A 25,062-nucleotide genomic window follows, 5' to 3' on the forward strand; every position below is an offset into this window, starting at 1 on the left:
TCATTCACGATGTGTTAATAATAACTCATTTTTCTGCATAAATTCTATACAAAATAAAAAGTTTACATTTTCGTCACTGAATAGATGTATTTTTGTCACTGAAAGCCCTACCATCTATCCCCGTTGTTAGCATACAATAGGGTATTAACAGTGTCAACGAGAAATCGTAAAAAATCAAAAAATTTGAGTATTAGGCATTTCCTCCCAAAAATGAAAACGTTCCCCTTCTAAATACTGGTTAGAGATATGCAATTTCTAACAGATCTCTCTTTATAATAGAAGGAAATGTTCACAAGTTTGTCACTATTATATTTTTAAGATATAGCGCTTTCCTTCCATAATATAGTGTTCTCTAGACGTAAGACTTCTATATTATATGTGATGTGTATATAACTTATGTTGTATATACCCTGTATATTTATCTCCCCCTCCCCCGTGCGCTGAGGGCGAAAAAAAACGAGAGGGGAATCCCCCTCTCGTCTGTTGTCTTACTTCGTTCCGAATAAACGGTCACCAGCATCACCAAGACCTGGAACTACATAACCATGGTCATTTAACTTCTCATCTAATGCTGCTATATAAATATCAACATCAGGATGCTCTTCCTGTACTACTTTTACTCCTTCTGGAGCAGCTACGATACACATTAATTTAATGTGCTTTGCACCGCGCTTTTTCAGAGAATTAATTGCTTCAGCCGCAGAACCACCTGTTGCTAGCATTGGATCTAGTACGATAAAGTCACGCTCTTCTACATCCGTTGGAAGTTTCACATAGTATTCTACCGGTTGCAATGTTTCAGGATCACGGTATAAACCAACGTGTCCTACTTTTGCTGCTGGAATTAATTTCAGAATTCCATCAACCATTCCTAAACCTGCACGTAAAATCGGAATTAAACCAAGTTTTTTACCAGCGATCACTTTTGTTGTCGCTTTGCTTACAGGCGTTTCAATTTCAATGTCTTTAAGTGGAAGGTCACGAGTAATCTCGAAAGCCATTAAGCTTGCTACTTCGTCCACTAATTCACGAAAATCTTTCGTACCTGTATTCTTATCGCGAATATATGTAATCTTATGTTGAATTAACGGGTGATCAAATACATACAGTTTTCCCATGTGAATCTCTCCTTTAGATGATATTCATGCGTTTACACGCTTTTTTACACTATTTACGATTGTAAAGAAAACGCTACTAATATTCAAGGGCAAATTTGGTAAAATCATGATTTTGCGATGAATCTATCTAGTATCTTTACCAATTATGGGAGCTGTATCCTTCATTATATCGCCAAAATTTATTCATCATTTGTATACATACTTTAAAAGCAATATATGTCCAAAAAAAAGACTGCCAAAACAATTACGTTTCAGCAGTCTTTTTCAATCTATTATAGATCTGTATACATTGGGAATTTACTCGTTAACGCTTCTACACGCTTACTTGCTTCTTCTAATGCAACTTCATTCTCATGATTTTTTAATGTATAAGCAATAAGTGCCGCAATTTCATCCATTTCTTCTAAACCGAAACCACGAGATGTTACAGCTGCTGTACCGATACGTACGCCGCTTGTTACAAATGGGCTTGCTGTTTCAAATGGAATTGTATTTTTGTTCACTGTAATACCAACTTCATCTAATACGTGCTCTGCTACTTTACCTGTAATTTCTAAGTTACGAACATCAATCAAGATTAAATGATTGTCTGTTCCACCAGAAACAAGTGTAAGTCCTTCTTTTTGAAGACCTTCAGCTAAGCGGTTCGCATTATTAATGATATGTTGTGCATATGTTTTAAACTCATCTTGTAGTGTCTCACCAAATGCAACAGCTTTTGCAGCAATTACGTGCATAAGTGGACCACCTTGGATACCAGGGAAGATTGATTTATCAATTTGTTTTGCAAATTGCTCTTCACATAAAATCATACCACCACGTGGACCACGTAATGTTTTATGTGTTGTCGTTGTAACGAAATGTGCATGTGGTACTGGGTTTGGATGTAAACCAGCAGCTACTAAACCAGCGATATGTGCCATATCAACCATAAAGTATGCACCCACTTCATCTGCAATCTCACGGAATCGTTTGAAATCGATAACACGAGGATATGCACTTGCACCTGCAACGATTAATTTTGGTTTATGTTCTTTCGCTTTTGCTAATACATCATCGTAATTAATACGGTGAGATTCAGCATCCACGCCATATTCTACGAAATTATATTGTACTCCACTGAAGTTAACAGGGCTTCCGTGTGTTAAGTGACCACCATGAGATAAATTCATACCAAGTACTGTATCGCCTTGCTCTAAAATCGTAAAGTATACTGCCATGTTCGCTTGTGCACCAGAATGTGGTTGAACATTTACATGCTCTGCGCCAAAAATTTCTTTCGCGCGATCACGTGCGATATCTTCTACTACGTCTACGTGTTCACAACCACCATAGTAACGTTTTCCAGGATATCCTTCAGCATACTTATTCGTTAAAACAGAACCTTGCGCCTCCATTACTGCTTCACTTACGAAGTTTTCCGAAGCAATTAGCTCAATCTTTGAACGCTGTCTTCCTAGTTCTGCCTCAATTGCAGCAAATACCTTTTCATCTTGACGTTTTAAATGATTCACCAAAATCCCCCTTTTCTGAACGAATTACATCAATTCCCAATAGTTTTTTCTCATTTATTCAGAAAAAACGAAAATTCAGGTTGTAATTCTTTCGAACCTTCATGTTTTCAACTACATTCTAACATGACTTTCTATATCATAAAAGAAAAAAAAAGACCAAAATTGGTCTTTTCTTTCTTCTATTATAAGGTCAGACTACATACCTTTTACCTTTCGATATAAAGCTGTTATAAGACTTTATAATTTTTCATGTTTAACGGCAAGGAATAGTTTCTTCATTTGCCGCATAAACAGCACGTGCTCCACCTATTAGCTTCCCACGTGTTTTCGCCATCGTTACATGCGCACTTCCTATTTCCTTCACACTTGTACGAACCGGTACAGCTACATGCTTTAAATGCATACCGATAAATGTATCGCCGATATCCATTCCTGCATCTGCTTTAATAAACTCAATTACTACCGGATCTTTAAAATTGTGATACGCATACGTCGCTAATGCACCACCTGCTGATCTAACAGGCGTAACTGTTACAATTTCAAATTGATATTTCATCGCTACATCTCTCTCAACTACTAAAGCACGATTTAAATGCTCACAACATTGAAACGCCAATTCAATACCTGTTCGTTCTTGAAATTGTTTGAATTCAGAAAAAATCGCCTCTGCCACTTCCATCGTTCCTGATGTTCCAATTCTTTCACCTAGCACTTCGCTCGTGCTACACCCCACTACAAAAATTTGGCCACTTTGCAGCGTGGCTTGTTCTTGGAAATCAGAAAGCGACATTTGTAGCTGTTCTCTTACCTTTACGATTTCTGTCATTACGCCTCTTCCTTTCACAGGTTGGTTCACCAAATTATATTTCAAACTACTTATAGTTAGAATCTATTACTTTGTTTCGTACGTTTTAATTTTTCCTACGCGGTTTTCGTGGCGGCCACCTTCATAGTCAGTTGTTAGCCAAATTTTCGCGATATCACGCGCTAGACCAGCTCCAATTACACGCTCGCCCATTGCTAACATGTTAGTGTCATTATGCTCTCTCGTCGCTTTCGCACTGAAAGTATCATGAACTAATGCACAACGAATACCATTTACTTTATTTGCTGCGATTGACATCCCAATGCCTGTCCCGCAAACTAAAATGCCACGATCCACTTCACCATTTGCTACCATTTCTGCTGCTGGAAACGCAAAATCAGGGTAATCAACAGAACCAGCTTCACATTCACAACCTAAATCAATATATTCAATGTTTAACTCTTCTAATAAACTTACAAGTTCTTTACGGATATTCATACCGCCGTGATCAGATGCTACTACTACTTTCATTTTTACCCCTCCAAAGTTTCAATCAATTATCTTCATTTACACTCGCTACCTTAATAGAACGAAGTGATCTCCAATATCGTATTATACACGAAACATCAACCTTCTGAATGTTTTTCCAGTAAAGTTTGTACAAGTTTTTCCATCTCTTCTAACGTTTCTTTATAAATAGAAAGCGATCCGCCAAATGGATCTGAAATATCCTTACTTACACCCTCAGTTAATCCATATAATGTATCCAATTTCTTTTCAACACTCGGATAATGCCCAAGTACAATTTCCCTATGGTTTTCCGTCATTGTTACTACAATATCCGCCCAATTAACCAAAGTATCGTTTACCTGCTGCGCGGCATGATCGATTGAAATTCCTTTTTCAGCTAAAGCTTCCTTCGCATATACCGATGCATCGCTTCCAGGATAGGCGAAAACACCAGCAGATTGCACTTCAAACTTATCTCCTCCATGATGACGAAGCAGCGCCTCAGCCATCGGACTACGACATGTATTGCCAGTGCAAACAAATAACACTCGTTTCATCCAAACCCACCCCTTTTTTTCTATTTCCTACCATTTATCCCCGATTGGTGAAGGCTAATAATCAGCGGGAGATGAACAACCTCCACTGATTAAAGTTTCACTTTATCATAGCGTATATTAGAATAGAACAAAAGAAATGTGAATATACGAAAGGCGCATTTCTCTTATATTTTTTCTAAGAAAAATGCGCCTTATCCACATATATGTGAAACCCTATTTCCAAGCACCCAAAGTATTTACCATACATAATGAACACACTACGAAACAAAATAAGGAATCCATTTCATACGAAACAGATTCCTTTCATACAATAATTATTTCATTGTAACTTTCATTACTTCTGTTGAGCCCTTTGTAGCTGTTACACCTACAGTTGTCTTAATAGACTCAGCTGCATCTGTGTTTGTAATAACGATTGGAGTAATTGTGCTTTTCGCTTTTTCACGAATTAATTCTAAGTCGAATGAGATTAATTTATCTCCAGCTTTTACAGCTTGTCCTTCAGAAACGTGAGCTTCGAAACCTTCACCTTCCATTTTTACAGTTTCTAATCCAACGTGGATTAAAATTTCTGTACCGTTTTTCGCTTTAATTCCAATAGCATGTTTCGTGTGGAATAATTGTACGATTTCACCATCAACTGGAGATACAACTACACCTTCAGTAGGATCGATTGCAACACCGTCACCCATCATACGACCAGCGAATACTGGATCTGGTACTTCTTCAATATTTTTCACTGCTCCAGTTAATGGAGCTACGATTGTTTCTTCATTTGTTTTTGAACCAAAACCGAATAATTTTTTAAACATAGGATAGTCCTCCTTATAATTTACCTAAAAATTTATAGGGCAATCTCTATTCAAGATCGAAATACACGTAAGACTTCATACTTCGAATGTTATACTGTAAAAACTCTTTCGAAATAAATCATGTCATTACTACTAGACTCTTATTGTAGCGCCTCACAAAATTCCAGTCAATTCTGATTGTCTGAATAACAATAAGAAGTTAACTTCTACTTATATTTTCTCTTTTTTTCACTTACTTGTCTAGAGGTCTTTACTACATTTTATTTTTTGTTGTTAATTTGTAAAATTTCTTTCAAATTTTTTCAAAATCCACTTGACTAAAGTAAGTAACTATTTTATTATTACTTACACAAGATAAGTTAATAACTTTTAGGAGGTTTTTGAAATGATGGATATCGGTCTTCTTATTATTCGTCTTATTATAGGAATTACATTCATGGGTCACGGTGCTCAAAAATTATTCGGTTGGTTTGGTGGCTACGGGCTGAAAGGAACAGGTGGCTGGATGGAATCAATCGGTTTACGCCCTGGTGTATTTATGGCATTTATGGCTGGCGCAACTGAACTATTAGGTGGTTTCTTATTCGCAGCAGGTATTTTCACTGTAGTTGGTTCATTATTTATCGTAGGAACAATGTTAGTAGCAATCTTCACAGTTCACGGAAAAAATGGTTACTGGGTAACACAAAACGGATTTGAGTATAATTTAATGTTAATCGCTGTTGCAGTTGGTGTAGCTTTAATCGGTCCTGGCGCATACGTTTTACTTTAATATTTATCTCTATTTCGAGATATTTACCAAAAAAGAGATTACTTCAAATTGAGGTAATCTCTTTTTCACATCATCAAAAAAATATTATTTTCAGCAGGAGATTCCCATTGATATCTTGTAAACAAACAATAAGTATTCATATTTAGAAAGGGGATTACAACATGTTATCCATTAATCCAAACGAACAAACCGAAAAAGATAATTATAAATTACTAACAGGAAGTATCATTCCACGTCCTGTTGCATTCGTTACTTCTGTAACTAAAGATGGTGTATTAAACGGTGCGCCATATAGTTATTTCAATATCGTCGCTGCCAATCCACCACTTATCTCGGTTTCCGTACAACGCAAAGAAGGAAAACCGAAAGACACTTCCCGAAATGCAATCGAAAAAGGGGAATTTGTCGTACATATTTCTGATGAATCTTACGTAGAAGCGATCAATGAAACAGCAGCCAACCTACCACCTGATGAAAGTGAAATCGAATTAGCAAAACTAACACCAGTCGACAGTGATGTCATTTCAGTACCAGGGGTGAAAGAAGCAAACATTCGAATGGAATGCGTATTAGAACGCGCTATCCCGCTCGGCGGAACCGAAGACTCACCAGCTTGTGATCTACTAATTGGCCGCGTCGTTCGCTTCCACGTCGCAGAACACTTATACGAAAACGGCCGAATTCACGCCGAAGAACTAAAACCAATAAGCCGCCTAGCAGGACACAACTACGCCAAACTAGGAGAACAATTTGAATTAGTAAGGCCACTTTAAAAGCGGAAGCGGCTCGTTCAGAATCGCAGGGCATTGGAGCTCTCTCGCTTGAAGCGCTTTTTGCTTCGATCGAGAGAGCGAAATGACCGGAGATTCTAGCCGCTGGAGCTGGATATATTTAAAGGCGGAAGCGGCTCGCTCAGAATGGGAGGGGGATGGAGCTTCTGACGTAGAGGCGCCTTTTGCCTCGCAGGAAGACGCGAAGCCACCGACCATTCTAGCCGCTGGAACTGGATACAACTAAAAGCGGAACCGACTGCCCAGGCCCGGTGGCTAAGGTTCTTCCTCACAGAAGATGCTTTTTATCTTCTCGTGGGGAAGGTTCTTAGACTCAAGGGCCTAGGAGGTGAAGCTGGATAACAACTAAAGGCGGAAGCGGCTCGTCCAGAATCATAGGGTATTGGAGTCTTTCATCACTCAAACATAAAATCCCCCGCTAAAAGCGGGGGATTTTTTCACTGTAATTCTTCGTTCTTCTCCTCTATTGCAGGTAATTTCCCTTTTTTAGATTTACCAAGCTTTATAACAAAGAAATATAAAGAAAGTAATGTAATAAGGAAAACAATTACGAATGGATACGGCGAATAAAACGCACGCGCCGCCTCCGATTTTCCTGCAACAAATTTTAATGACTCAATATCTAAAAACTCGGCAAACATTTGTACACCGAGCATACTAAACCAAAAAACAAAAAAACTAATAATAATACCAAAAACTTGCTTCAATCTCGTCATTCATCTCATCCTTTCTATATTTGCAATTTTTTAGTGCGATCAATATAGTACAAACAAAACTATGCACAGAAAGGAATCATCTTACCATTCACGAATTAATTTTATCCAACCTAACATCGAAATTTGCAAAATAATACCCCAAATTATAAGTCTTCTTAGCCATCGAGGAAAGAAGGTTAAAAACTTAACATACCATCCCAATAACTTGTTCATAATTCCCTCCTACATAAAATTATATAGGAAAAAGGATATATAATCCAAATCCAACCAGAATGATACCACCTACTATTTCACCATATGTACCGAGCATACCTTTCGCATGTCTACCAATTAATAAGCCAACCCATGCTAATAACATGCTTACAAATCCAAACAGTAATATCGTAATAATCGTCTCTGCTCCGTAAATTCCAAGACTAAGCCCTACTGAAAAACTATCTATACTAACACCAAATGCAAATACAAATAAACTAATTCCAATTGGAGCAGTTCTAGTCTCTTCTCCTTCTAAAATAGACGAATATACGATATAAAACCCTAGTCCAATTAATAAAATAGCTCCTGCAAAATTCGCGAAATCCCCATACCTCTCTGATAGAAAACGTCCTAGTACCATTCCGATAAATGGCATAATAATATGAAATATCCCTATCGTCATACCGATATAAAGGATTTGTCTTAACTTTAATGTTACCATCCCCATACCGAGGCTCACTGAAAATGCATCCATCCCCAGGGCGAATGCCATAATTATTAAAGGTATTAATTGTTCAAGTGTCATTCATATCCCCCCTCGGACGTGCTACTTCACAATATGCTTATCCGAGGAGAAATATTCTGTTTGCTAAAGGTACATTATCACTCAATAATAATCTGATGTCCCGCAGCTTTTGTTAAACGATTCATAATTGCATTTCCTATGCCTTCATTCGGGAATGATTCACTAAAAATAACATCTACTTCACTTGCATCAAACGTTCTAAGCACATCATATAACTTAGTCGCAACGCTGGCTAAATCGCTTCGCACACCACAAGACAATACAACATCTGCACTATACACATGCTGATACTCTTCTGTCGTTAATACACCTACTTTAAACCCTTCTTTCTTCTTCTCATCCACAATACGTTGAATAAACTCACGGGACCCTTCAACAATACTAAGTGGCGCTTTCGGTGCATAATGTGTATATTTCATTCCAGGTGATTTCGGTTTTTCTTTCTCATCCTTTAAAGCTGGATCTAAAGAAACATTTCCTATCACTGCTTCTAATTGCTCCTTCGTAATCCCACCTGGACGTAAAATCGTCGGAACCTCGCTCGTACAATCAATTACAGTTGACTCAACGCCTACTCCTGTTGCCCCGCCATCAACAATACCCGCAATTTTCCCGTTTAAATCTTCATACACATGAGAAGCTAACGTTGGACTTGGGCGTCCTGAACGATTCGCACTCGGTGCCGCAACAGGCACGTTTGCCTCTTCAATAAGAGCGAGCGCTACTGGATGATCCGGCATCCTCACTCCGACTGTATTAAGTCCGGCCGTAACCCTCTCTGAAATCCCTTTTTTTCTCGGTAAAATGATTGTTAATGGTCCTGGCCAAAAATGCTCCATTAACTTTTCTGCAACCGGCGGAATTTCTCTTACAATACCATCTAACTGAGATTTTGTTCCTATGTGGACAATCAGTGGATTATCGCTCGGTCTCCCTTTCGCTTCAAAAATTTTCGCTATCGCTTCATCATCCATTGCGTTTGCTCCTAACCCATATACCGTTTCCGTCGGGAAGGCCACCGCTTCATTTTCTCTTAATAATCTTGCTGCTTCTTTTAATTGTGGATAATATTTTTTTCTTTCCACAACATTATCCACAACCCACATATTTGTATGCATTTTTTCCCACGTCCTTTTCTACCATGAAATACTTGTCTATTTTTAGTTTACTATGAGATTTATCCAAAAGACAAACAAGGTTTATCCACAAAATGTGGATAAACCTTGTTAATCCGTGGATAACTTTGTGAATAGCTGACAATTTAGTATTATTGCATTTAGCTCTTTTATATTTTTACAAAAGTGTTCTAACTGTCGAATTTCCTCTGGCACTTCCTCTTTCTCTATAATGACAAAGTTAAAAAACTGAAAGATTGTCACCGATTGTGGATGATTTGTGAGTAAGTACAATTGTCGAATATCTTTTTCTTTCATATACTGCAAAAACATCTCAAAAAAATATAAGAAAGTCTGTTTATCCACATTAGGTGTGAATAAACAAGAACGGATAAGTGCATTTTTCCCACCTTGTTCATATCCAACTACCGCTCGTATTTCTCCCGCCTCTTCCAAGATCATAAATTGTGCGTACAACTCATTTATTTTATCATCTTTTTTATTAGCTTGTCCGAAAAAAGAATGCAATCTTTCTACATCTGTTTTCGTAGCAAAATACACGTTCTTCATAGTAAATCCCTCCTCATTGATATATATGAGGAAGGATTTATTAATAGTACTATTTAGAGAATAAAGCTGTAAAAGCTTCGACGATAAATAATTTAACCTCTGGTTTCTCTTCTTCCTCTTCTACTGTTACATACTCATTTTGCTTTCCTTGTTTTTGCTCCACAGGTTTCTCCACTTTTTCCACAGTTTTTGTTTCTACTTTTTTTACGGGCTGTTCTTCTACTTGCGTTTCATGTTTTACTACTTTCTTTTCCTGTGCTGTTACTTTTTCAGCTTTTTCCGGCTTTACTACTTTCTTTTCTTTCACCTTATCCTCTTTCTTCTCCTGTACATCCACTACTTCCTCATCTGGTTGTCTCACCTGCTCCTCTTTAGGAGATTCAGCTTTCACAACATGTTCTTCTTTCCTTACAGCTGTACCACTTGAAAAATCTAAGAAACACATCGGTGGAAATAATACACACCACCAGTTTGCACCTTCACCTTTTCCAATTGTAATAAGTACCGCTTCATATTCTCCTGCCGGATAAATAAAATTTCCATATACCTTTGTAGGAAACTTTACATTCTTACCAAATTTCACTTGAAACGCCTCTTTACTTCCTTCTCTTTTCAGCGTATTCGCCACTGTCTTTTCAATTTCAGGAATATGGTTTTGAATTACTTTTCGAGCTTCTTCAAATGACGTTAAATCCGCTACCCATCCATCAATTTGTACTTTCACTTCATCACGTACTTTACGTTTTAATGCCTGATCTTTATCAGAATCGCTATTAGCTAAAATACGTAATCGAACGGCCTCTTTCGGAATAACAGCAGGCCCTTTTGCATCAGCTTTCATATATCCAAACTGCACAAGTAACTGTGCACCAATTAATAATAAAAGAAAGTAAGCAATAACTTGTTTTTTCATTTCCTCCACCGTCCCCTCTAGAAACAGTGTGGACAGAGTTACTTCTTTCTAAACTATTAAATTCAAAATCTATATAAAAAACCGATAGAAAAGCATTTTTTTAATTGGCGAGAGGGACTGGCTATGTATAGGAGCGGTCAGGGCCTTTTCCCGCCACTCGCAAAGTTTTAAAACAAAGACAGGCAACAAGGTGTATGTCCATTTTTATCTTTCTGACAGCAATCTATAGGTAATAAGGTGCGTATTTTCGCTGGAATAATACCCCTTACCAAAATTCTAAATAAAATGTATGGCTGAGTAGTTACGAATTTTTCATACAAAAAATAGAGTAAGGCTTATACCTTACTCTATCTCTGCAAATACCATGCGATCTTTTCCATTAATATCAAATACAACTTCAACTTGAGCGCGCGGGAAAGTTTGCTGTAATAATGCTTTCACATCTTCGCCTTGCCCTACACCAATTTCAAACGCCACAATCGCCTTTTTCTGTAATACATTCGGCAATTCCTCCATAAAACGACGATAGAAATCTAGTCCATCTTCACCACCAACAAGCGCACGCTTCGGCTCATGCTCCTTCACAACAGTAGAAAGACCACGCCAATCTTCCTCTGGTATGTACGGAGGATTGGAAACAACAACATCTAACTTCTGACCTGTTTCATAAAACGGAGACAGTAAATCGCCGTGATAGAAAGTTACATCCGCCCCTAAAGTTTTTGCATTTTCTTTTGCAACTTCAATCGACTCCTGCGCGATATCTACTGTATACACATGAAGATTTTTATTTTCTAAAGCGAGCGTAATAGAAATCGCTCCACTACCTGTTCCAATATCCGCTATGTGAAGCTCCTCATTACCGAAATGGCGCTCAATTCTCTCTAGCACCCCAACTATAAGTTCCTCTGTTTCCGGTCTTGGTATCAATACCTCTTCATTTACAAAGAATGATCGGCCATAAAACATTTCATAACCGAGCATATATTGGATCGGAATACCTTCTACGTGCTTGTGGATAAATTGTGCAAAACTTTTCTCTTGTTCCGCAGTTATTTCTTCACGCATATTCATGAGCATTCCGGTTCTGTTCGTCTTTAATACATGACAAAGGACAATTTCTCCCGCATTTTCATCTCGTCCATTTTCCTGTAAAAAAGAAGAAGCCCATTTCAGGGCTTCATAGACACGCATTACTCAGCTGCCTCCATCTTTTGAGCCTGATCTTCCATCACTAAGGCATTGATGAAATCATCTAACTTACCTTGTAGGATTTGATCTAGCTTTTGAATCGTTAAACCGATTCGATGGTCTGTAACACGGTTTTGCGGGAAATTATACGTACGAATACGCTCTGAACGATCTCCCGTACCAACAGCTTGTTTACGGTTTTGATCATACTCAGCTTGCGCTTCTTGTCTAAACTTATCATAAACACGTGCGCGTAATACTTTCATCGCTTTTTCTTTATTCTTAATTTGTGATTTCTCATCCTGACAAGATACAACTACACCAGTCGGTAAATGTGTTAAACGTACCGCTGACATCGTTGTATTAACGCTTTGTCCACCAGGGCCACTAGAAGCAAACGTATCAACACGAACATCTTTTTCATGAATATTAATTTCTACTTCTTCTGCCTCTGGTAATACAGCTACAGTTGCTGTAGATGTATGAATACGTCCACCAGATTCCGTTTCAGGAACACGTTGTACACGGTGAGCACCATTCTCGAATTTCAACTTAGCGAAAGCACCTTTACCGTTAATCATAAAGATAATCTCTTTATATCCACCTAACTCTGTATAGCTCGCTTCGATAATTTCAGTTTTCCAACCTTGCACCTCAGCATAACGGCTATACATACGATATAAATCACCAGCAAATAAAGCTGCCTCGTCACCACCAGCAGCGCCACGAACCTCAACGATAACGTTTTTATCATCATTAGGGTCTTTTGGAACAAGTAAAACTTTCAGACGCTCTGATAATACTTTTTCTTGACCTTCTAACTCAGAAACCTCTTCTTTTACCATGTCACGCATATCAGCGTCTAACTTATCTTCTAACATTGCTTTTGCATCTCGTAATTGCTCACGAACATCTTTATACTCACGGTACACCTCTACCGTATCCTGAATATCAGATTGCTCTTTTGAATACTCACGAAGCTTATTTGTATCGCTAATAACCTCTGGGTCACTTAACAACTCATTCAACTTCTCATAACGATCTTCTACAGCTTGCAAACGATCTAACACACCATTCACCTCTACATCCTAGTATCTAATACAAATAGTATATGGTACTTAATCAAAAAAACGCAAATTATATTTAAAAGCGCAGGCGGCTCGCTCAGAACAGAAGGCATTGGAGCTCCTGACGTAGAGGCGCTCTTTGCCTCACAGGAAGGCGCGAAATGACCGACTGTTCTAGCCGCTGGAGCTAGATAATATTTAAAAGAGCAGGCGGCTTGTCCAGCTTTGACCAGCTAAGGTTCTTTCGCCCTAAAGGTGCTTTTTTCCCTTTCGGACGGGAGGTTCTTAGACACGAAGAGCTTGCCACCAATCTTCATCTATTTTCGAAAAAAACCCGCTCTACATAGCGAGTTTAATTTATCTTTGTTTTGTAGGTACTGCATGACAATGACGACAACGTGGCTCGTACGATTCTGAAGCCCCAACTAAAATAATTGGATCATCAAATGCCGCTGGTTCTCCATCGATTAAACGTTGCGTACGACTTGCAGGAGATCCACATTCAGAACAAACTGCCTGCAATTTAGTTACATGTTCAGCAATCGCCATCAGCTGAGGAACTTGTCCAAATGGTAGACCACGGAAATCTTGGTCTAATCCAGCTACAATGACACGATAGCCACGATTTGCCAATACTTGCACCACTTCCACAATGTCCCCATCAAAAAATTGTACCTCATCGATTGCAATAACATCCATTTCTTCTGTTACATGGTTAAATATATCTTTTGAAGCTGAAACAGGAACTGCTTTAACCTTTAATCCATTATGTGATACAACATCTTCTTCACTATAACGATTATCAATACATGGTTTAAATACAATCGCATGTTGTTTCGCAAATTGCGTACGGCGTATACGGCGTATGAGCTCTTCTGATTTTCCAGAAAACATACTCCCGCAAATCACTTCAATCCAACCATTTTGATTCATTAAGTACATTGAGCTCTCCTTTCATCTACTTTCCTAATCCAAAGTAGGGTAAAGGTTTAATATTTTCGCAAAAAAAACAGACAAGCGAATACATACACTTGCCTGTTTTATGTTCTTTATTACTTAATACCGTATTTCTTATTGAAGCGGTCAACACGTCCGTCTGCAGTAGCAAACTTCTGACGTCCAGTGTAGAATGGGTGAGAATCAGAACTGATCTCAATTTTTAGTAATGGATAAGTGTTACCATCTTCCCACTCAACAGTTTCGCTAGAGCCTTTTGTAGACCCGCTTAAGAATTTGAAGCCAGTGTTCGTGTCCATAAATACAACTTTATTGTAATTTGGATGGATTCCTGCTTTCATTCTTTTCATCTCCTTCCGCCCTGAATCATTTTCGAAACAGAGTTTTTCATCTTCAGCTGCTTACACAACTATATTGATGAAACACATATGATGAAATTATAACAAGGCTAACTCCATTTTGCAACTACCTGTTTTTGTCTTTTTAAAAATTAAAAGCGCAAGCGGCTCGCTCAGAATGGGAGGAGGTTGGAGCTTCTGACAGAGAGGCGCTCTTTGCCTCGTAGGAAGATGCGAAACCACCGACCATTCTAGCCGCTGGAGCTGGATATACCTAAAAGTGGAACCGACTGCTCAAGCCCGGTGACTAAGGTTCTTAGACGCAAGGGCCTAGGAGGTGGAACTAGATAGCAATTAAAAGCGCAAGCGGCTCGTTCAGAATCCAGGACACTTCAAGCTCTCGACCCAAATATGATTTTCATCTCAAAAAACAAAATTATTTCCATATATTACTCTCTCTAATATTACCTTAAAAACATAAAAAAACTCGCTTACTACGAAATAAGCGAGTCCTAATCTTTTCCCTTTACTTAGTGGTTACATACCTTTTTGAGTCTGCAACAATATTTTGTAAAAATTCTTCATTTGTCTTTGTTTGACGAAGTTTACGTAAGAAGCCTTCAACAAAGTCTGGTGTATCACGCATTGTTTTACGAATACCCCATAGCTTGTCTAAATGTTCTTTCGGAATTAATAGGTCTTCTTTACGCGTACCAGAGCGACGAATATCAATCGCTGGGAAGATACGGCGCTCAGCTAATGAGCGATCTAAGTGAAGTTCCATATTTCCAGTTCCTTTAAACTCCTCGTAAATTACATCATCCATACGAGACCCTGTATCAACAAGCGCTGTTGCTAAAATCGTTAAGCTACCGCCCTCTTCAATATTACGCGCAGCCCCGAAGAAACGCTTCGGTCTATGAAAAGCAGCTGGATCAATACCACCCGATAAGGTTCTACCACTTGGTGGAATAACAAGGTTGTAAGCACGCGCTAAACGGGTAATACTATCCATTAAAATGACAACGTCCCTTTTATGTTCTACAAGACGCATTGCACGCTCTAATACAAGCTCAGCTACTTTAATATGATTCTCTGGCACTTCATCAAAAGTAGAACTTACAACATCACCTTTAACAGAACGTTCAATATCTGTTACTTCCTCTGGACGCTCATCAATTAAAAGTACAATTAATTCTGCTTCCGGATGATTTGTTGTGACACTGTGTGCAATTTCTTTTAACAGACTTGTTTTACCAGCCTTTGGAGGCGCAACAATTAAACCACGTTGTCCAAATCCAACTGGTGCGATTAAATCCATGATGCGTGTCGGTAACTTTTTCGTTTCCGTCTCCAATTTCATTTGGCGATCTGGGTATAACGGTGTTAATGCAGGGAAATGTACACGCTCTTTTGCTGAGTCTGGATCATCTCCATTTACAGCTTCAACTTGTAGCAATCCAAAATAGCGCTCATTTTCTTTCGGAGGTCGTACTTTACCAGAAACCTTATCTCCATTACGTAAATCAAAACGACGAATTTGCGAAGCCGAGATATAAATATCTTCTGAGCTTGGAGAATAATTGATAGGACGTAAGAATCCAAATCCTTCTGATTGAATAATTTCTAATACGCCTTCCATGAAAAAGAAACCTTCTTTTTCTGCTCGAGCTTTTAAGATAGAGAAGATTAGCTCTTTTTTCGTTAACTTGCTGTAATACGAAATCTTAAATTCCTTCGCAAGCTCGTATAACTCTTTTAATTTCATGTTTTCTAATGCTGCAATTGACAAATTCATTCAGACACCACACTTTAACGTTTTTCTCTTTTCACATGGGTAAAGGGGAAAAATACGGAAGGCAAATAAATAATAATGAAAGGCAATAAGTTCAAGTAGGGTAATATTCACTATTGTAACCCTTTTATCTAGTTTTAATCAATACGTTGAAACACAAATACAAGAAGCGAAGACAAGAAAATTTATCTTCGCTTCTTGTATTTCTTTCTTTTTTCTACTCGCCTGATTTTAAGGCAGAATAGATAAGGCATTTTTGCTTTTATTTAATCCAGTTCCAGCGGCTAAAATCTCCGGTCATTTCACCCCTTCCTGCGAGGAAAAATGCACCTCTTCGTCAGGAGTTTGAAGTGCCCTGCGATTCTGAACGAGCTGCTTCCACTTTTTATTTAATAACCAAATTCGGTTTTTTATTTAAGCTATGGCGGCCGTCTACGAAGCGTACTGTGCCTGATTTCGCACGCATAACAAGGGATTGTGTTGTTCCGACGCTACCTTTAAATTGAACGCCTCGTAATAGTTCTCCGTCTGTTACACCTGTTGCTGCAAAGATTGCATCGTCACCTTTTACTAAGTCTTCCATACGGAGGATACGATTGATATCTTCAATACCCATTTTTTTGCAACGCGCTAATTCAGCTTCGTTTTGAGGTAAGAGCTTCCCGTGAATTTCTCCACCTAAGCATTTTAATGCGACCGCAGCTAATACACCTTCAGGTGCTCCACCAGAACCGAATAGAATATCTACCCCGGTACGGTCAAATGCTGTATTGATTGCTCCAGCTACATCTCCATCGTTAATTAATTTAATACGAGCACCAGCTTTACGAATTTCTTCGATAATTGCTTGATGACGTGGACGGTTTAAAACTGTCGCTACAACATCTTCGATATCTTTATTTTTCGCTTTCGCAACTGCACGTAAGTTGTCGATAATAGGTGCGTCAATATCAACTGCACCAACCGCTTCTGGACCAACCGCTATTTTATCCATGTACATGTCAGGAGCATGTAACAAATTGCCGTGATCTGCAATTGCAATAACAGCAAGCGCATTCCAGCCGCCAGCCGCTACGATATTGGTCCCTTCTAAAGGATCAACTGCAACGTCTACGCGTGGTCCATATCCTGTACCCAATTTCTCTCCGATATATAGCATTGGCGCTTCATCCATTTCACCTTCGCCAATTACAACTGTACCTTTCATCGGAATTGTATCAAATACATCACGCATAGCAGATGTTGCTGCACCATCTGCCTCATCTTTTTTTCCGAGCCCCATCCAACGCGCTGATGATAATGCTGCAGCCTCTGTTACACGTACTAACTCCATAGATAAACTTCTTTCCACGATAATCCCTCTCCTTTAAGTCTTTATATTTCTGCCGTATTTTGTGAACCGTGTTTTTCTATAAAGTGTACTTCCGTTAGTAGTGATTCTTCGCTCCCCATTAACGGAAGTATCACCACCTTATCCCGATTGGTGAGGGCTAATAATCGGCATGGGATATCCCATACTGATTAAAGTTTCACTTTATGCATTCTTCATTTCTTCAATTTCTTGCTTTGTCATTTGTTCTCGCCAAATGTTTGCACCAAGCCCTTTAAGCTTGTCTACTATATTTTCGTAACCGCGATCAATATGCTCAAGTCCCGTTACTTCCGTAATACCATCTGCCATTAAACCCGCAATAACAAGGGACGCACCAGCTCGTAAGTCACTCGCTTTCACCTTCGCACCTTGCAATAAAACAGGTCCAGTCACAATTGCTGAACGGCCTTCTACTTTAATTTGCGCGTTCATACGGCGCAATTCATCAATATGCTTGAAACGTGCGCTGTAAATTGTATCAGTTACAACTCCTGTTCCATGCGCTTTTGTTAAAAGCGTTGTAAACGGCTGTTGTAAATCTGTTGGAAACCCTGGATATACAAGCGTTTTTACATCAACTACTTTTAACTTTCTATTGCCGTTCACTGTAATTTGGTCATCGTTCGTTTCAACTTGAACACCAGCTTCTCTTAGCTTCGCAGTAACGGATTCTAAATGCTGAGGAATAACATTATCAACTGTTACTTCTCCTCCTGACGCTGCTCCTAAAATCATATACGTACCAGCTTCAATGCGATCTGGAATGATAGTGTGGTGACAACCATGTAAAGAATCCACACCATCAATTCGGATTACGTCTGTACCAGCACCTTTAATACGTGCTCCCATACTTGTTAACAATGTAGCTACATCAATAATCTCTGGTTCTTTCGCTGCATTTTCAATAACAGTTCTACCTTTCGCTCGTACAGCCGCTAGCATAATATTAATCGTAGCTCCTACACTAACAACATCTAAATAAATACGTGCCCCGCGTAGTTCATCTGCTCTTAAATAAATGGCACCTTGTTCATTTGTAACATGTGCCCCTAACGCTTCAAACCCTTTAATATGCTGATCAATCGGTCGTGGCCCTAAATGACATCCACCTGGAAGCCCAATAACAGCTTTTTTAAAACGGCCAAGCATTGCACCCATTAAATAATAAGAGGCGCGCAATTTTTTCACTTTTCCATTCGGTAAAGGCATCGCAACCATGTTAGAAGGATCGACTACCATCTCTTCTTCCTGCCCATAAGTTACTTTCCCTCCAATTTCCTCTAGTAAGTCTCCTAACATTTTCACGTCCGAAATATTAGGAACGCCACCGATAGTTACTGGAGTATCTGCTAAAATTGTCGCTGGAATTAGTGCAACAGCACTGTTCTTTGCACCACTCACGCGAATCGTTCCATTTAAAGCTCTTCCGCCTTCAATTAGCAACTTTTCCATATTGAGCTCCCTTCTTGTGAATGTATTTATCTTCTACTTCTTTATAAGAAGAAGTAGAAGATTCCCCCTTAAGAATCTCAATCACTCTTTCCATCCAAACTCAATAAGTAGAAAACCATCACCTGTAGCTCCCCTGCTGTACAAATAGATGAAGATTAACTATTCATCGAATCAAATTCCTCAATTCAGATACTTACCACATTTATTAATAGGACTATGCACATTATTTTCTATATTCGCAAACAAAAAATTCACTTTATAAAATCTTTAGACTTGTTCACGCTTTCATTATACAACGAAAGGAAACCGTCTAAAAGACTAGACGGTTTCCAAAACGGAATTTTATTCTTACGCTTTACCGTTAGAACCGAACTCACGCATTTTACCAGCAACAGTTGCTTTGATAGCGTCGCGGCCAGGTCCAATATATTTACGAGGATCGTAAACTTCTTGGTCTTTGTTTAATGCTTCACGAACAGCTTTTGTAAACTCAATTTGGTTCTCAGTGTTTACGTTAATTTTTGAAGTACCTAGAGAAATAGCTTTTACGATATCAGCAGTTGGGATACCAGTACCACCGTGTAATACTAAAGGTACGCCAGTGAAGTCACGAACTTGTTCCATTTCAGCGAATCCTAAGTTAGGCTCACCTTTGTAAGGACCGTGTACAGAACCTAAAGCTGGAGCTAGGCAATCGATACCTGTTGCTTCAACAAGGTGTTTACACTCTTCAGGATTAGCGTAGATAACGCCTTCAGCGATGATGTCATCTTCTTGTCCGCCAACTGTACCAAGCTCAGCTTCTACAGATACGTTACGAGCATGTGCGTATTCTACCACTTTTTTAGTAGTTTCAACGTTCTCATCGAATGGGTGGTGAGAAGCGTCGATCATTACAGATGTGAAACCTGCATCGATTGCTTCTTTACATTTTTCGAAGCTTGAACCATGGTCAAGGTGAATCGCTACAGGAACAGAAATGTTCATTTCTTCGATTAAAGCTTTAACCATAGCTACAACTGTTTTGAAACCAGTCATATGACGAGCTGCACCCTCAGATACACCTAAGATTACAGGAGATTTTTCTTCTTCCGCAGCAGCTAAGATAGCTTGAGTCCACTCTAAGTTGTTCATGTTGAATTGACCAACTGCGTATTTTCCTTCTAGTGCTGTGTTTAGCATTTCTTTCATAGAAACTAAAGGCATGGTGAATCCTCCTAAAAAACGTTTTTTGTATCCGATAAATTCTTATCGCTGGTAGTATGACCAGAATAAGGTAAAATATGTATATTTACATACCGGACTTCTTTCTACACTCAATAGGATAACAACTTGTACTCAAAAACTCAACTGTATTCACCTGCTCAACAGTCCATGTAAACGCTTTTTTCCATATTTTTTATAAAAAATTCATTTTTTACGCCTCTACAGCAAGCTGATCTCTCACTGCTTGACGAATCTCATCAATATCAAACGGTTTAGCAAAGTGCATTAAAGCTCCTAAATCTTTCGCTTCTTGAATCATATCCAATTCTCCATAAGCAGTCATTAAAATCACTTTAATACTCTCATCAATTTCTTTTACATGTTTTAAAATCTCTATACCATCCATACCTGGGATTTTCATATCTAACACTACTAAATCTGGATTATCTTTTTTCACGATATCTAAAGCTTGAAATCCATTCGCTGCTTGGAACGTCTGATAACCTTCTTTTTGGAACACTTCATGCAATAAAACACGAATGCCATATTGATCATCAACGATTAAAATTTTTCCTTCCATAACTCCCAACCTTTCTGTGTAAGTACAAGATTTAAAGCTTCTTATATCTTACTCGGTTTATTTTCGCTACTCTTTGCCAAATCCCTTCCTATTCTTTCTTATTTTACCGTTTCCTATTTTGTTATGCCACCCTACTATTTCCCCTTTCCAAAAAAAATAAGCTATAATGAGAACCAGCTAACACGAAAGAAAGGAGCAACAACATGTTAAAAATTTTCTCAACTCAATTAAGTGGATATTTCTCCAGAATTTCTCAAAAAGAGGAAATGAATATAGAAGATAGCGCTCGTCTACTTGCCCAGGCGTTAGTTGGCGATGGCTTCATTTACTTGCATGGTACAAACGAAATGGAGGGTATTGTTTCAGAAGCATTATTTGGCGCCGAACCAATGAAACAAGCAAAATGTTTAATAGACAACGGTGAACTGGCGGCAGTGACTTCTGCGGACCGCGTACTTCTTATTAGTCGTTTTTCGACAGATGAAGAAATTATAAAAACCGCGAAAAAACTTCATGAAGAAGGCCAATCTATCGTTGGAATCTCGGCTATTCAAGAAGGTGCTGAATCACTGGAACAATATACAGATGTACATATTGATACAAAGCTGTTAAAAGGTCTTATTCCAGATGATGAAGGTAACCGCTACGGGTTCCCAAGTTTAATTATAGCTTTATTTGCTTATCACGGATTGAAATTTACAATTGATGAAATGTTAAACGAATATTAAAAAAAGCGCCCTATTTCAGGCGCTTTTTTTATTACTTGCTCTCTTTATTCGTAATAGAAGCACTTACGAAATCATGGAACAATGGTTGCGGACGGTTTGGACGAGATACAAGTTCCGGATGGAACTGTGCTGCCACGAACCAAGGGTGATCTTGTAATTCAATAATTTCCACTAGACGACCGTCTGGGCTTGTACCAGAGAATACAAATCCTTCTTTTTCCATATCTGGACGGAATTGATTGTTGAACTCATAACGATGACGATGACGCTCATATATAACCGGCTCGTTGTAAGCATTGTAAGCATTTGTTTCTTCAGCAAGCTTACATGGGTATAGACCAAGGCGAAGTGTACCACCTAAATCTTCTACATCTTTTTGTTCTGGTAATAAATCGATAATTGCATAAGGTGTGTCAGGATTAATTTCAGAAGAGTTAGCTCCTTCTAATCCTAATACGTTACGTGCAAATTCGATTGATGCAAGTTGCATACCTAAGCAAATTCCTAAGAATGGAACTTTGTTTTCACGAGCATATTGAATTGCAACGATTTTACCTTCTACACCACGATCGCCGAAGCCACCTGGTACAAGGATACCATCTGTATCGCCAACTAATTCTTTTACGTTCTCTGCTGTTACGTGCTCAGCGTTTACCCATTTCACTTCTACATCTGTGTCGAATGAATAACCTGCATGACGAAGTGCTTCTACAACAGAAATATATGCATCTTGAAGCTCTACGTATTTACCAACAAGAGCGATTTTTGTTTTCTTAGAAAGGTTACGTACTTTATTAACTAGCGCAGTCCAATCTGTCATATCTGCAGCAGGATTGTCTAATTTTAAGTGATCGCAAACGATTTGGTCCATGTTTTGTTCTTGAAGAGCTAATGGAACCGCATATAAAGTATCTGCATCTCGTGCTTCGATAACTGCTTTTGTATCGATGTCACAGAATAATGCAAGCTTGTCTTTCATGTCCTGAGAAACAGGTAGTTCTGTACGAACAACGATAATATTCGGCTGAATACCTAAGCTGCGAAGCTCTTTAACGCTATGTTGCGTTGGTTTTGTTTTCATTTCACCCGCTGCTTTTAAGTACGGGATTAACGTACAGTGAATGTACATTACATTGTCACGACCGATGTCGCTCTTAATTTGACGAATTGCTTCTAAGAATGGTAGAGACTCAATATCACCAACAGTTCCACCGATTTCTGTAATAACAACGTCGGCGTTTGTTTCGCGACCAGAACGATATACACGTTCTTTAATTTCGTTAGTAATGTGAGGAATAACTTGAACTGTTCCTCCTAAATATTCACCACGACGCTCTTTTTGAAGAACTGAAGAGTAAATTTTACCTGTTGTTACGTTGCTGTATTTATTTAAGTTGATGTCGATAAAACGCTCATAGTGACCTAGGTCTAAGTCCGTTTCTGCACCATCATCTGTTACGAATACCTCACCGTGTTGGTATGGGCTCATAGTCCCTGGGTCTACGTTAATGTATGGATCAAACTTTTGAATAGTTACGTTTAAACCACGATTTTTTAAAAGTCTTCCAAGAGATGCTGCTGTAATACCTTTACCTAAAGACGATACTACACCGCCTGTTACAAAAATATACTTAGTCATGAAAATACTCCCTTCTACTTCGTTGTTATATAATCACCGTTGCAAAGCGCAACGTATGTAGATAACACTGTATCTATCTTATTGTTAGGCTCTTTTTATTTTCTAAACAAAAAACAAAAAAGAAAATTGCTCCCCTCATCACATAAAGTAATAAGTAGGGAGCAATTTTCTTTTATATTTACACTTTAAAAGTATTATCGTCCTTTTTTAAAGAGCCCAAAAATGATTCTACATGGACGATAATGAAAAGTCAAGAACTACCGCTCTTCCTCTTCTTCTTCTTCAGTTTCATCGTACTCAAGTTCTTCTTCTTCGAAGTCTTCATTATCTTCTTCTACATCATCAAGATCATCATCTTCATCATCTGCGTCTTCGTCTTCAAGAACCTTGTCCAAATCTTCTACATCGTCTTCCACATCGTCTTCTACATCGTCTTCTACATCATCTTCTTCAATGTAGTCGTCAAAACCGTCCTCTTCAACTTTACGTTTCTTCTTCGGTTTTGGCTGAGGCAGAATTTCTTCATCAATTTGCTCATATGGGTACCAGCTACGTAGCCCCCAACGATTTTCGCCTAAATTAATGAAACGTCCATCGATGTTTAAATCTGTATAAAATTGTGCGAGTTTCGCATTAACTTGTTCTTGAGATAGTCCCAGCACTTGAGCGATTTCTTGAACCAACTCGTTGAATGTCGTTGCTTGTCTTTTATCCCCTAAAACGCTATGTACAACTTCAATCATTGAACATTCTTTTAGCTCTTCTGGTGAATATTGCTTAAAATTCACTTATGCGGCACTTCCTTTCTTCAAATATAACCTTATATACAACGGTCTGCCTAAAAAAATCCATACTATTCATTATAAACAAAAGTCGCACAAATATGCTACAAAAAAAACGGGAAACTTTTATCCCTCTATTTGCGGGCAGTAAAACTCCCACCTCAAAATTCGGCTGGAGCAAAGAAGTTAGGTGGGAGCCCTGCTGCCCGTAAACGCCCGATTGGTGAAGGCTAATAATCAGTGGGGGATGAACAAAACCCCCACTGATTAAAGTTTCACTTTATATGGTAATAAAATTATAATTTGTCTATTCCTTATTTCGGAAACATATGCGCGCCTTGCAGTACATATCTAATTTGCATTTCAGTATATTCTTCGAGCGTATACAGTTTTTGCAGGGCCCAACGTCTAAATCCCCACATTTGTCCTTGTATGAAAATATTATGTGCAAGAAGCTGTATTTCCTTTTTATTTAGTGTAAATGTCCCATTTTCCGTACACTGCTCTAAAATATTCTCAAACATCCCAACCATTTGAAACTCTTTTTCTAATACATATGGGAGTGATTCTTTCGGTAAAAAACGTACCTCTTGATACATAATTAATACTTCTTCTTGCAATTCATCCATCACTTTAAAATAATTCGTTATCGCTATCTTTAAGCTTTCTATACTCCCCTTCTCTGTACACACTACTTCCTCTAACCGCTCTTTTACATGTTCATAAATACTATCACAAACTAAATATAATACATCATCTTTTGTGCGAATGTATTCATAAAGTGTTCCGATACTAAATCCAGCCGCTTTCGCAATTTCTCTCGTTGTTGTACGCGGGAATCCTTTTTGCTTAAACAGCTGCACCGCACCTTTAATCATTTGTTCACGCCTTAACGCAACTAATTTTTCATCTTTCACTGACGCATGTACATTATGTTTAACCATCCCTTCACCTCTCTCTATTATTTTTGGAAGTAAAAAG

The 25,062-nt window shown here is 38.5% G+C and carries 28 protein-coding genes; 3 read left to right on the forward strand and 25 right to left on the reverse strand.

Going from position 1 to position 25,062, the window contains the following annotated elements:
- From ACFVQC_RS17450 to ACFVQC_RS17480, 7 genes are all read right to left on the reverse strand, one after another.
- Entirely contained in the window at positions 1-114 is a 114-nt protein-coding gene (locus ACFVQC_RS17450; RefSeq protein WP_080019095.1) for a DUF4024 domain-containing protein, read from the reverse strand.
- 374 nt (positions 115-488) lie between these two features.
- On the reverse strand, positions 489-1,118 hold the full coding sequence (gene upp / locus ACFVQC_RS17455; protein ID WP_002113046.1) for a uracil phosphoribosyltransferase: 630 nt from the start codon (positions 1,116-1,118) through the stop codon (positions 489-491).
- Positions 1,119-1,390: 272 nt separating this feature from the next.
- Complete coding sequence (gene glyA, locus ACFVQC_RS17460) at positions 1,391-2,632, reverse strand: serine hydroxymethyltransferase (protein WP_002016291.1); 1,242 nt, start codon at positions 2,630-2,632, stop codon at positions 1,391-1,393.
- 253 nt (positions 2,633-2,885) lie between these two features.
- On the reverse strand, positions 2,886-3,458 hold the full coding sequence (locus tag ACFVQC_RS17465) for a TIGR01440 family protein (RefSeq protein WP_377898786.1): 573 nt from the start codon (positions 3,456-3,458) through the stop codon (positions 2,886-2,888).
- Positions 3,459-3,524: 66 nt separating this feature from the next.
- Positions 3,525-3,968 (reverse strand): ribose 5-phosphate isomerase B, encoded by a 444-nt coding sequence (gene rpiB / locus ACFVQC_RS17470; RefSeq protein WP_000869917.1) that lies wholly within the window; start codon positions 3,966-3,968, stop codon positions 3,525-3,527.
- A gap of 95 nt (positions 3,969-4,063) precedes the next feature.
- Entirely contained in the window at positions 4,064-4,504 is a 441-nt protein-coding gene (locus ACFVQC_RS17475) for a low molecular weight protein arginine phosphatase (RefSeq protein ID WP_201040423.1), read from the reverse strand.
- Between the two features lie 314 nt (positions 4,505-4,818).
- The gene (locus ACFVQC_RS17480) at positions 4,819-5,316 is read right to left on the reverse strand and encodes a PTS sugar transporter subunit IIA (protein ID WP_002016294.1); all 498 of its coding nucleotides are present in this window, start codon (positions 5,314-5,316) and stop codon (positions 4,819-4,821) included.
- A 385-nt stretch (positions 5,317-5,701) separates the two neighbouring features.
- Here ACFVQC_RS17480 and ACFVQC_RS17485 point away from each other — a divergent pair, with 385 nt between their 5' ends.
- Together ACFVQC_RS17485 and ACFVQC_RS17490 are read left to right on the forward strand one after the other, a co-directional pair.
- Positions 5,702-6,088: a DoxX family protein gene (locus ACFVQC_RS17485; protein WP_002144734.1), complete on the forward strand. Its 387-nt coding sequence runs from the start codon at positions 5,702-5,704 to the stop codon at positions 6,086-6,088.
- 161 nt (positions 6,089-6,249) lie between these two features.
- Positions 6,250-6,861, forward strand: a complete 612-nt coding sequence (locus ACFVQC_RS17490) for a flavin reductase family protein (protein ID WP_377898787.1) — start codon at positions 6,250-6,252, stop codon at positions 6,859-6,861.
- 455 nt (positions 6,862-7,316) lie between these two features.
- On the opposite strand, the gene ACFVQC_RS17495 is transcribed toward ACFVQC_RS17490, so the two are convergent.
- From ACFVQC_RS17495 to spo0F, 15 genes are all read right to left on the reverse strand, one after another.
- Complete coding sequence (locus tag ACFVQC_RS17495) at positions 7,317-7,595, reverse strand: DUF3935 domain-containing protein (RefSeq protein WP_002144730.1); 279 nt, start codon at positions 7,593-7,595, stop codon at positions 7,317-7,319.
- Between the two features lie 81 nt (positions 7,596-7,676).
- Positions 7,677-7,808 carry a hypothetical protein gene (locus ACFVQC_RS17500; RefSeq protein WP_002144729.1) on the reverse strand — a complete coding sequence of 44 codons (132 nt, stop codon included), beginning with the start codon at positions 7,806-7,808 and terminating at the stop codon, positions 7,677-7,679.
- A 19-nt stretch (positions 7,809-7,827) separates the two neighbouring features.
- The gene (locus ACFVQC_RS17505) at positions 7,828-8,376 is read right to left on the reverse strand and encodes a manganese efflux pump MntP (protein ID WP_002144728.1); all 549 of its coding nucleotides are present in this window, start codon (positions 8,374-8,376) and stop codon (positions 7,828-7,830) included.
- 77 nt (positions 8,377-8,453) lie between these two features.
- Positions 8,454-9,494, reverse strand: coding sequence for an L-threonylcarbamoyladenylate synthase (locus ACFVQC_RS17510; protein WP_002016299.1), 1,041 nt, complete (start codon positions 9,492-9,494; stop codon positions 8,454-8,456).
- A 108-nt stretch (positions 9,495-9,602) separates the two neighbouring features.
- Complete coding sequence (locus ACFVQC_RS17515; protein WP_377898788.1) at positions 9,603-10,061, reverse strand: GNAT family N-acetyltransferase; 459 nt, start codon at positions 10,059-10,061, stop codon at positions 9,603-9,605.
- Positions 10,062-10,110: 49 nt separating this feature from the next.
- The gene (gene spoIIR / locus ACFVQC_RS17520; protein ID WP_377898789.1) at positions 10,111-10,974 is read right to left on the reverse strand and encodes a stage II sporulation protein R; all 864 of its coding nucleotides are present in this window, start codon (positions 10,972-10,974) and stop codon (positions 10,111-10,113) included.
- Between the two features lie 342 nt (positions 10,975-11,316).
- A complete protein-coding gene (prmC, locus tag ACFVQC_RS17525; protein ID WP_016096484.1) occupies positions 11,317-12,168 on the reverse strand; it encodes a peptide chain release factor N(5)-glutamine methyltransferase in 852 nt (283 codons plus the stop codon).
- A complete protein-coding gene (gene prfA, locus ACFVQC_RS17530; RefSeq protein WP_002144724.1) occupies positions 12,168-13,235 on the reverse strand; it encodes a peptide chain release factor 1 in 1,068 nt (355 codons plus the stop codon). The genes prmC and prfA overlap by 1 nt, the downstream gene beginning before the upstream one ends.
- 354 nt (positions 13,236-13,589) lie before the next feature.
- Positions 13,590-14,174, reverse strand: coding sequence for a thymidine kinase (locus tag ACFVQC_RS17535; protein ID WP_002016305.1), 585 nt, complete (start codon positions 14,172-14,174; stop codon positions 13,590-13,592).
- A gap of 110 nt (positions 14,175-14,284) precedes the next feature.
- Positions 14,285-14,530: a type B 50S ribosomal protein L31 gene (locus tag ACFVQC_RS17540; RefSeq protein ID WP_000643447.1), complete on the reverse strand. Its 246-nt coding sequence runs from the start codon at positions 14,528-14,530 to the stop codon at positions 14,285-14,287.
- A gap of 523 nt (positions 14,531-15,053) precedes the next feature.
- Positions 15,054-16,325, reverse strand: a complete 1,272-nt coding sequence (gene rho / locus ACFVQC_RS17545; protein WP_002016308.1) for a transcription termination factor Rho — start codon at positions 16,323-16,325, stop codon at positions 15,054-15,056.
- A gap of 382 nt (positions 16,326-16,707) precedes the next feature.
- Positions 16,708-17,673 carry a class II fructose-bisphosphatase gene (gene glpX / locus ACFVQC_RS17550; RefSeq protein WP_002113062.1) on the reverse strand — a complete coding sequence of 322 codons (966 nt, stop codon included), beginning with the start codon at positions 17,671-17,673 and terminating at the stop codon, positions 16,708-16,710.
- Positions 17,674-17,856: 183 nt separating this feature from the next.
- Entirely contained in the window at positions 17,857-19,146 is a 1,290-nt protein-coding gene (murA, locus tag ACFVQC_RS17555) for a UDP-N-acetylglucosamine 1-carboxyvinyltransferase (RefSeq protein WP_002144721.1), read from the reverse strand.
- A gap of 348 nt (positions 19,147-19,494) precedes the next feature.
- Complete coding sequence (locus tag ACFVQC_RS17560) at positions 19,495-20,352, reverse strand: class II fructose-bisphosphate aldolase (protein ID WP_002159768.1); 858 nt, start codon at positions 20,350-20,352, stop codon at positions 19,495-19,497.
- Positions 20,353-20,563: 211 nt separating this feature from the next.
- Complete coding sequence (gene spo0F, locus ACFVQC_RS17565; RefSeq protein WP_000398592.1) at positions 20,564-20,932, reverse strand: sporulation initiation phosphotransferase Spo0F; 369 nt, start codon at positions 20,930-20,932, stop codon at positions 20,564-20,566.
- Positions 20,933-21,135: 203 nt separating this feature from the next.
- Between spo0F and ACFVQC_RS17570 the strand changes: the two genes are divergently transcribed.
- On the forward strand, positions 21,136-21,660 hold the full coding sequence (locus tag ACFVQC_RS17570; protein WP_377889609.1) for a DUF2529 domain-containing protein: 525 nt from the start codon (positions 21,136-21,138) through the stop codon (positions 21,658-21,660).
- A 31-nt stretch (positions 21,661-21,691) separates the two neighbouring features.
- On the opposite strand, the gene pyrG is transcribed toward ACFVQC_RS17570, so the two are convergent.
- The 3 genes from pyrG to ACFVQC_RS17585 all read right to left on the reverse strand — a co-directional run bounded on the left by pyrG (position 21,692) and on the right by ACFVQC_RS17585 (position 25,025).
- The gene (gene pyrG, locus ACFVQC_RS17575) at positions 21,692-23,299 is read right to left on the reverse strand and encodes a CTP synthase (protein ID WP_016106722.1); all 1,608 of its coding nucleotides are present in this window, start codon (positions 23,297-23,299) and stop codon (positions 21,692-21,694) included.
- A 257-nt stretch (positions 23,300-23,556) separates the two neighbouring features.
- The gene (gene rpoE / locus ACFVQC_RS17580) at positions 23,557-24,087 is read right to left on the reverse strand and encodes a DNA-directed RNA polymerase subunit delta (protein WP_377898790.1); all 531 of its coding nucleotides are present in this window, start codon (positions 24,085-24,087) and stop codon (positions 23,557-23,559) included.
- 308 nt (positions 24,088-24,395) lie between these two features.
- A complete protein-coding gene (locus ACFVQC_RS17585) occupies positions 24,396-25,025 on the reverse strand; it encodes a TetR/AcrR family transcriptional regulator (RefSeq protein ID WP_000238598.1) in 630 nt (209 codons plus the stop codon).
- Between the last annotated feature and the right edge of the window lie 37 nt (positions 25,026-25,062).

The sequence above is a fragment of the Bacillus sp. NPDC057893 genome (assembly GCF_042796455.1).
Taxonomy (GTDB): Bacteria; Bacillota; Bacilli; order Bacillales; family Bacillaceae_G; genus Bacillus_A.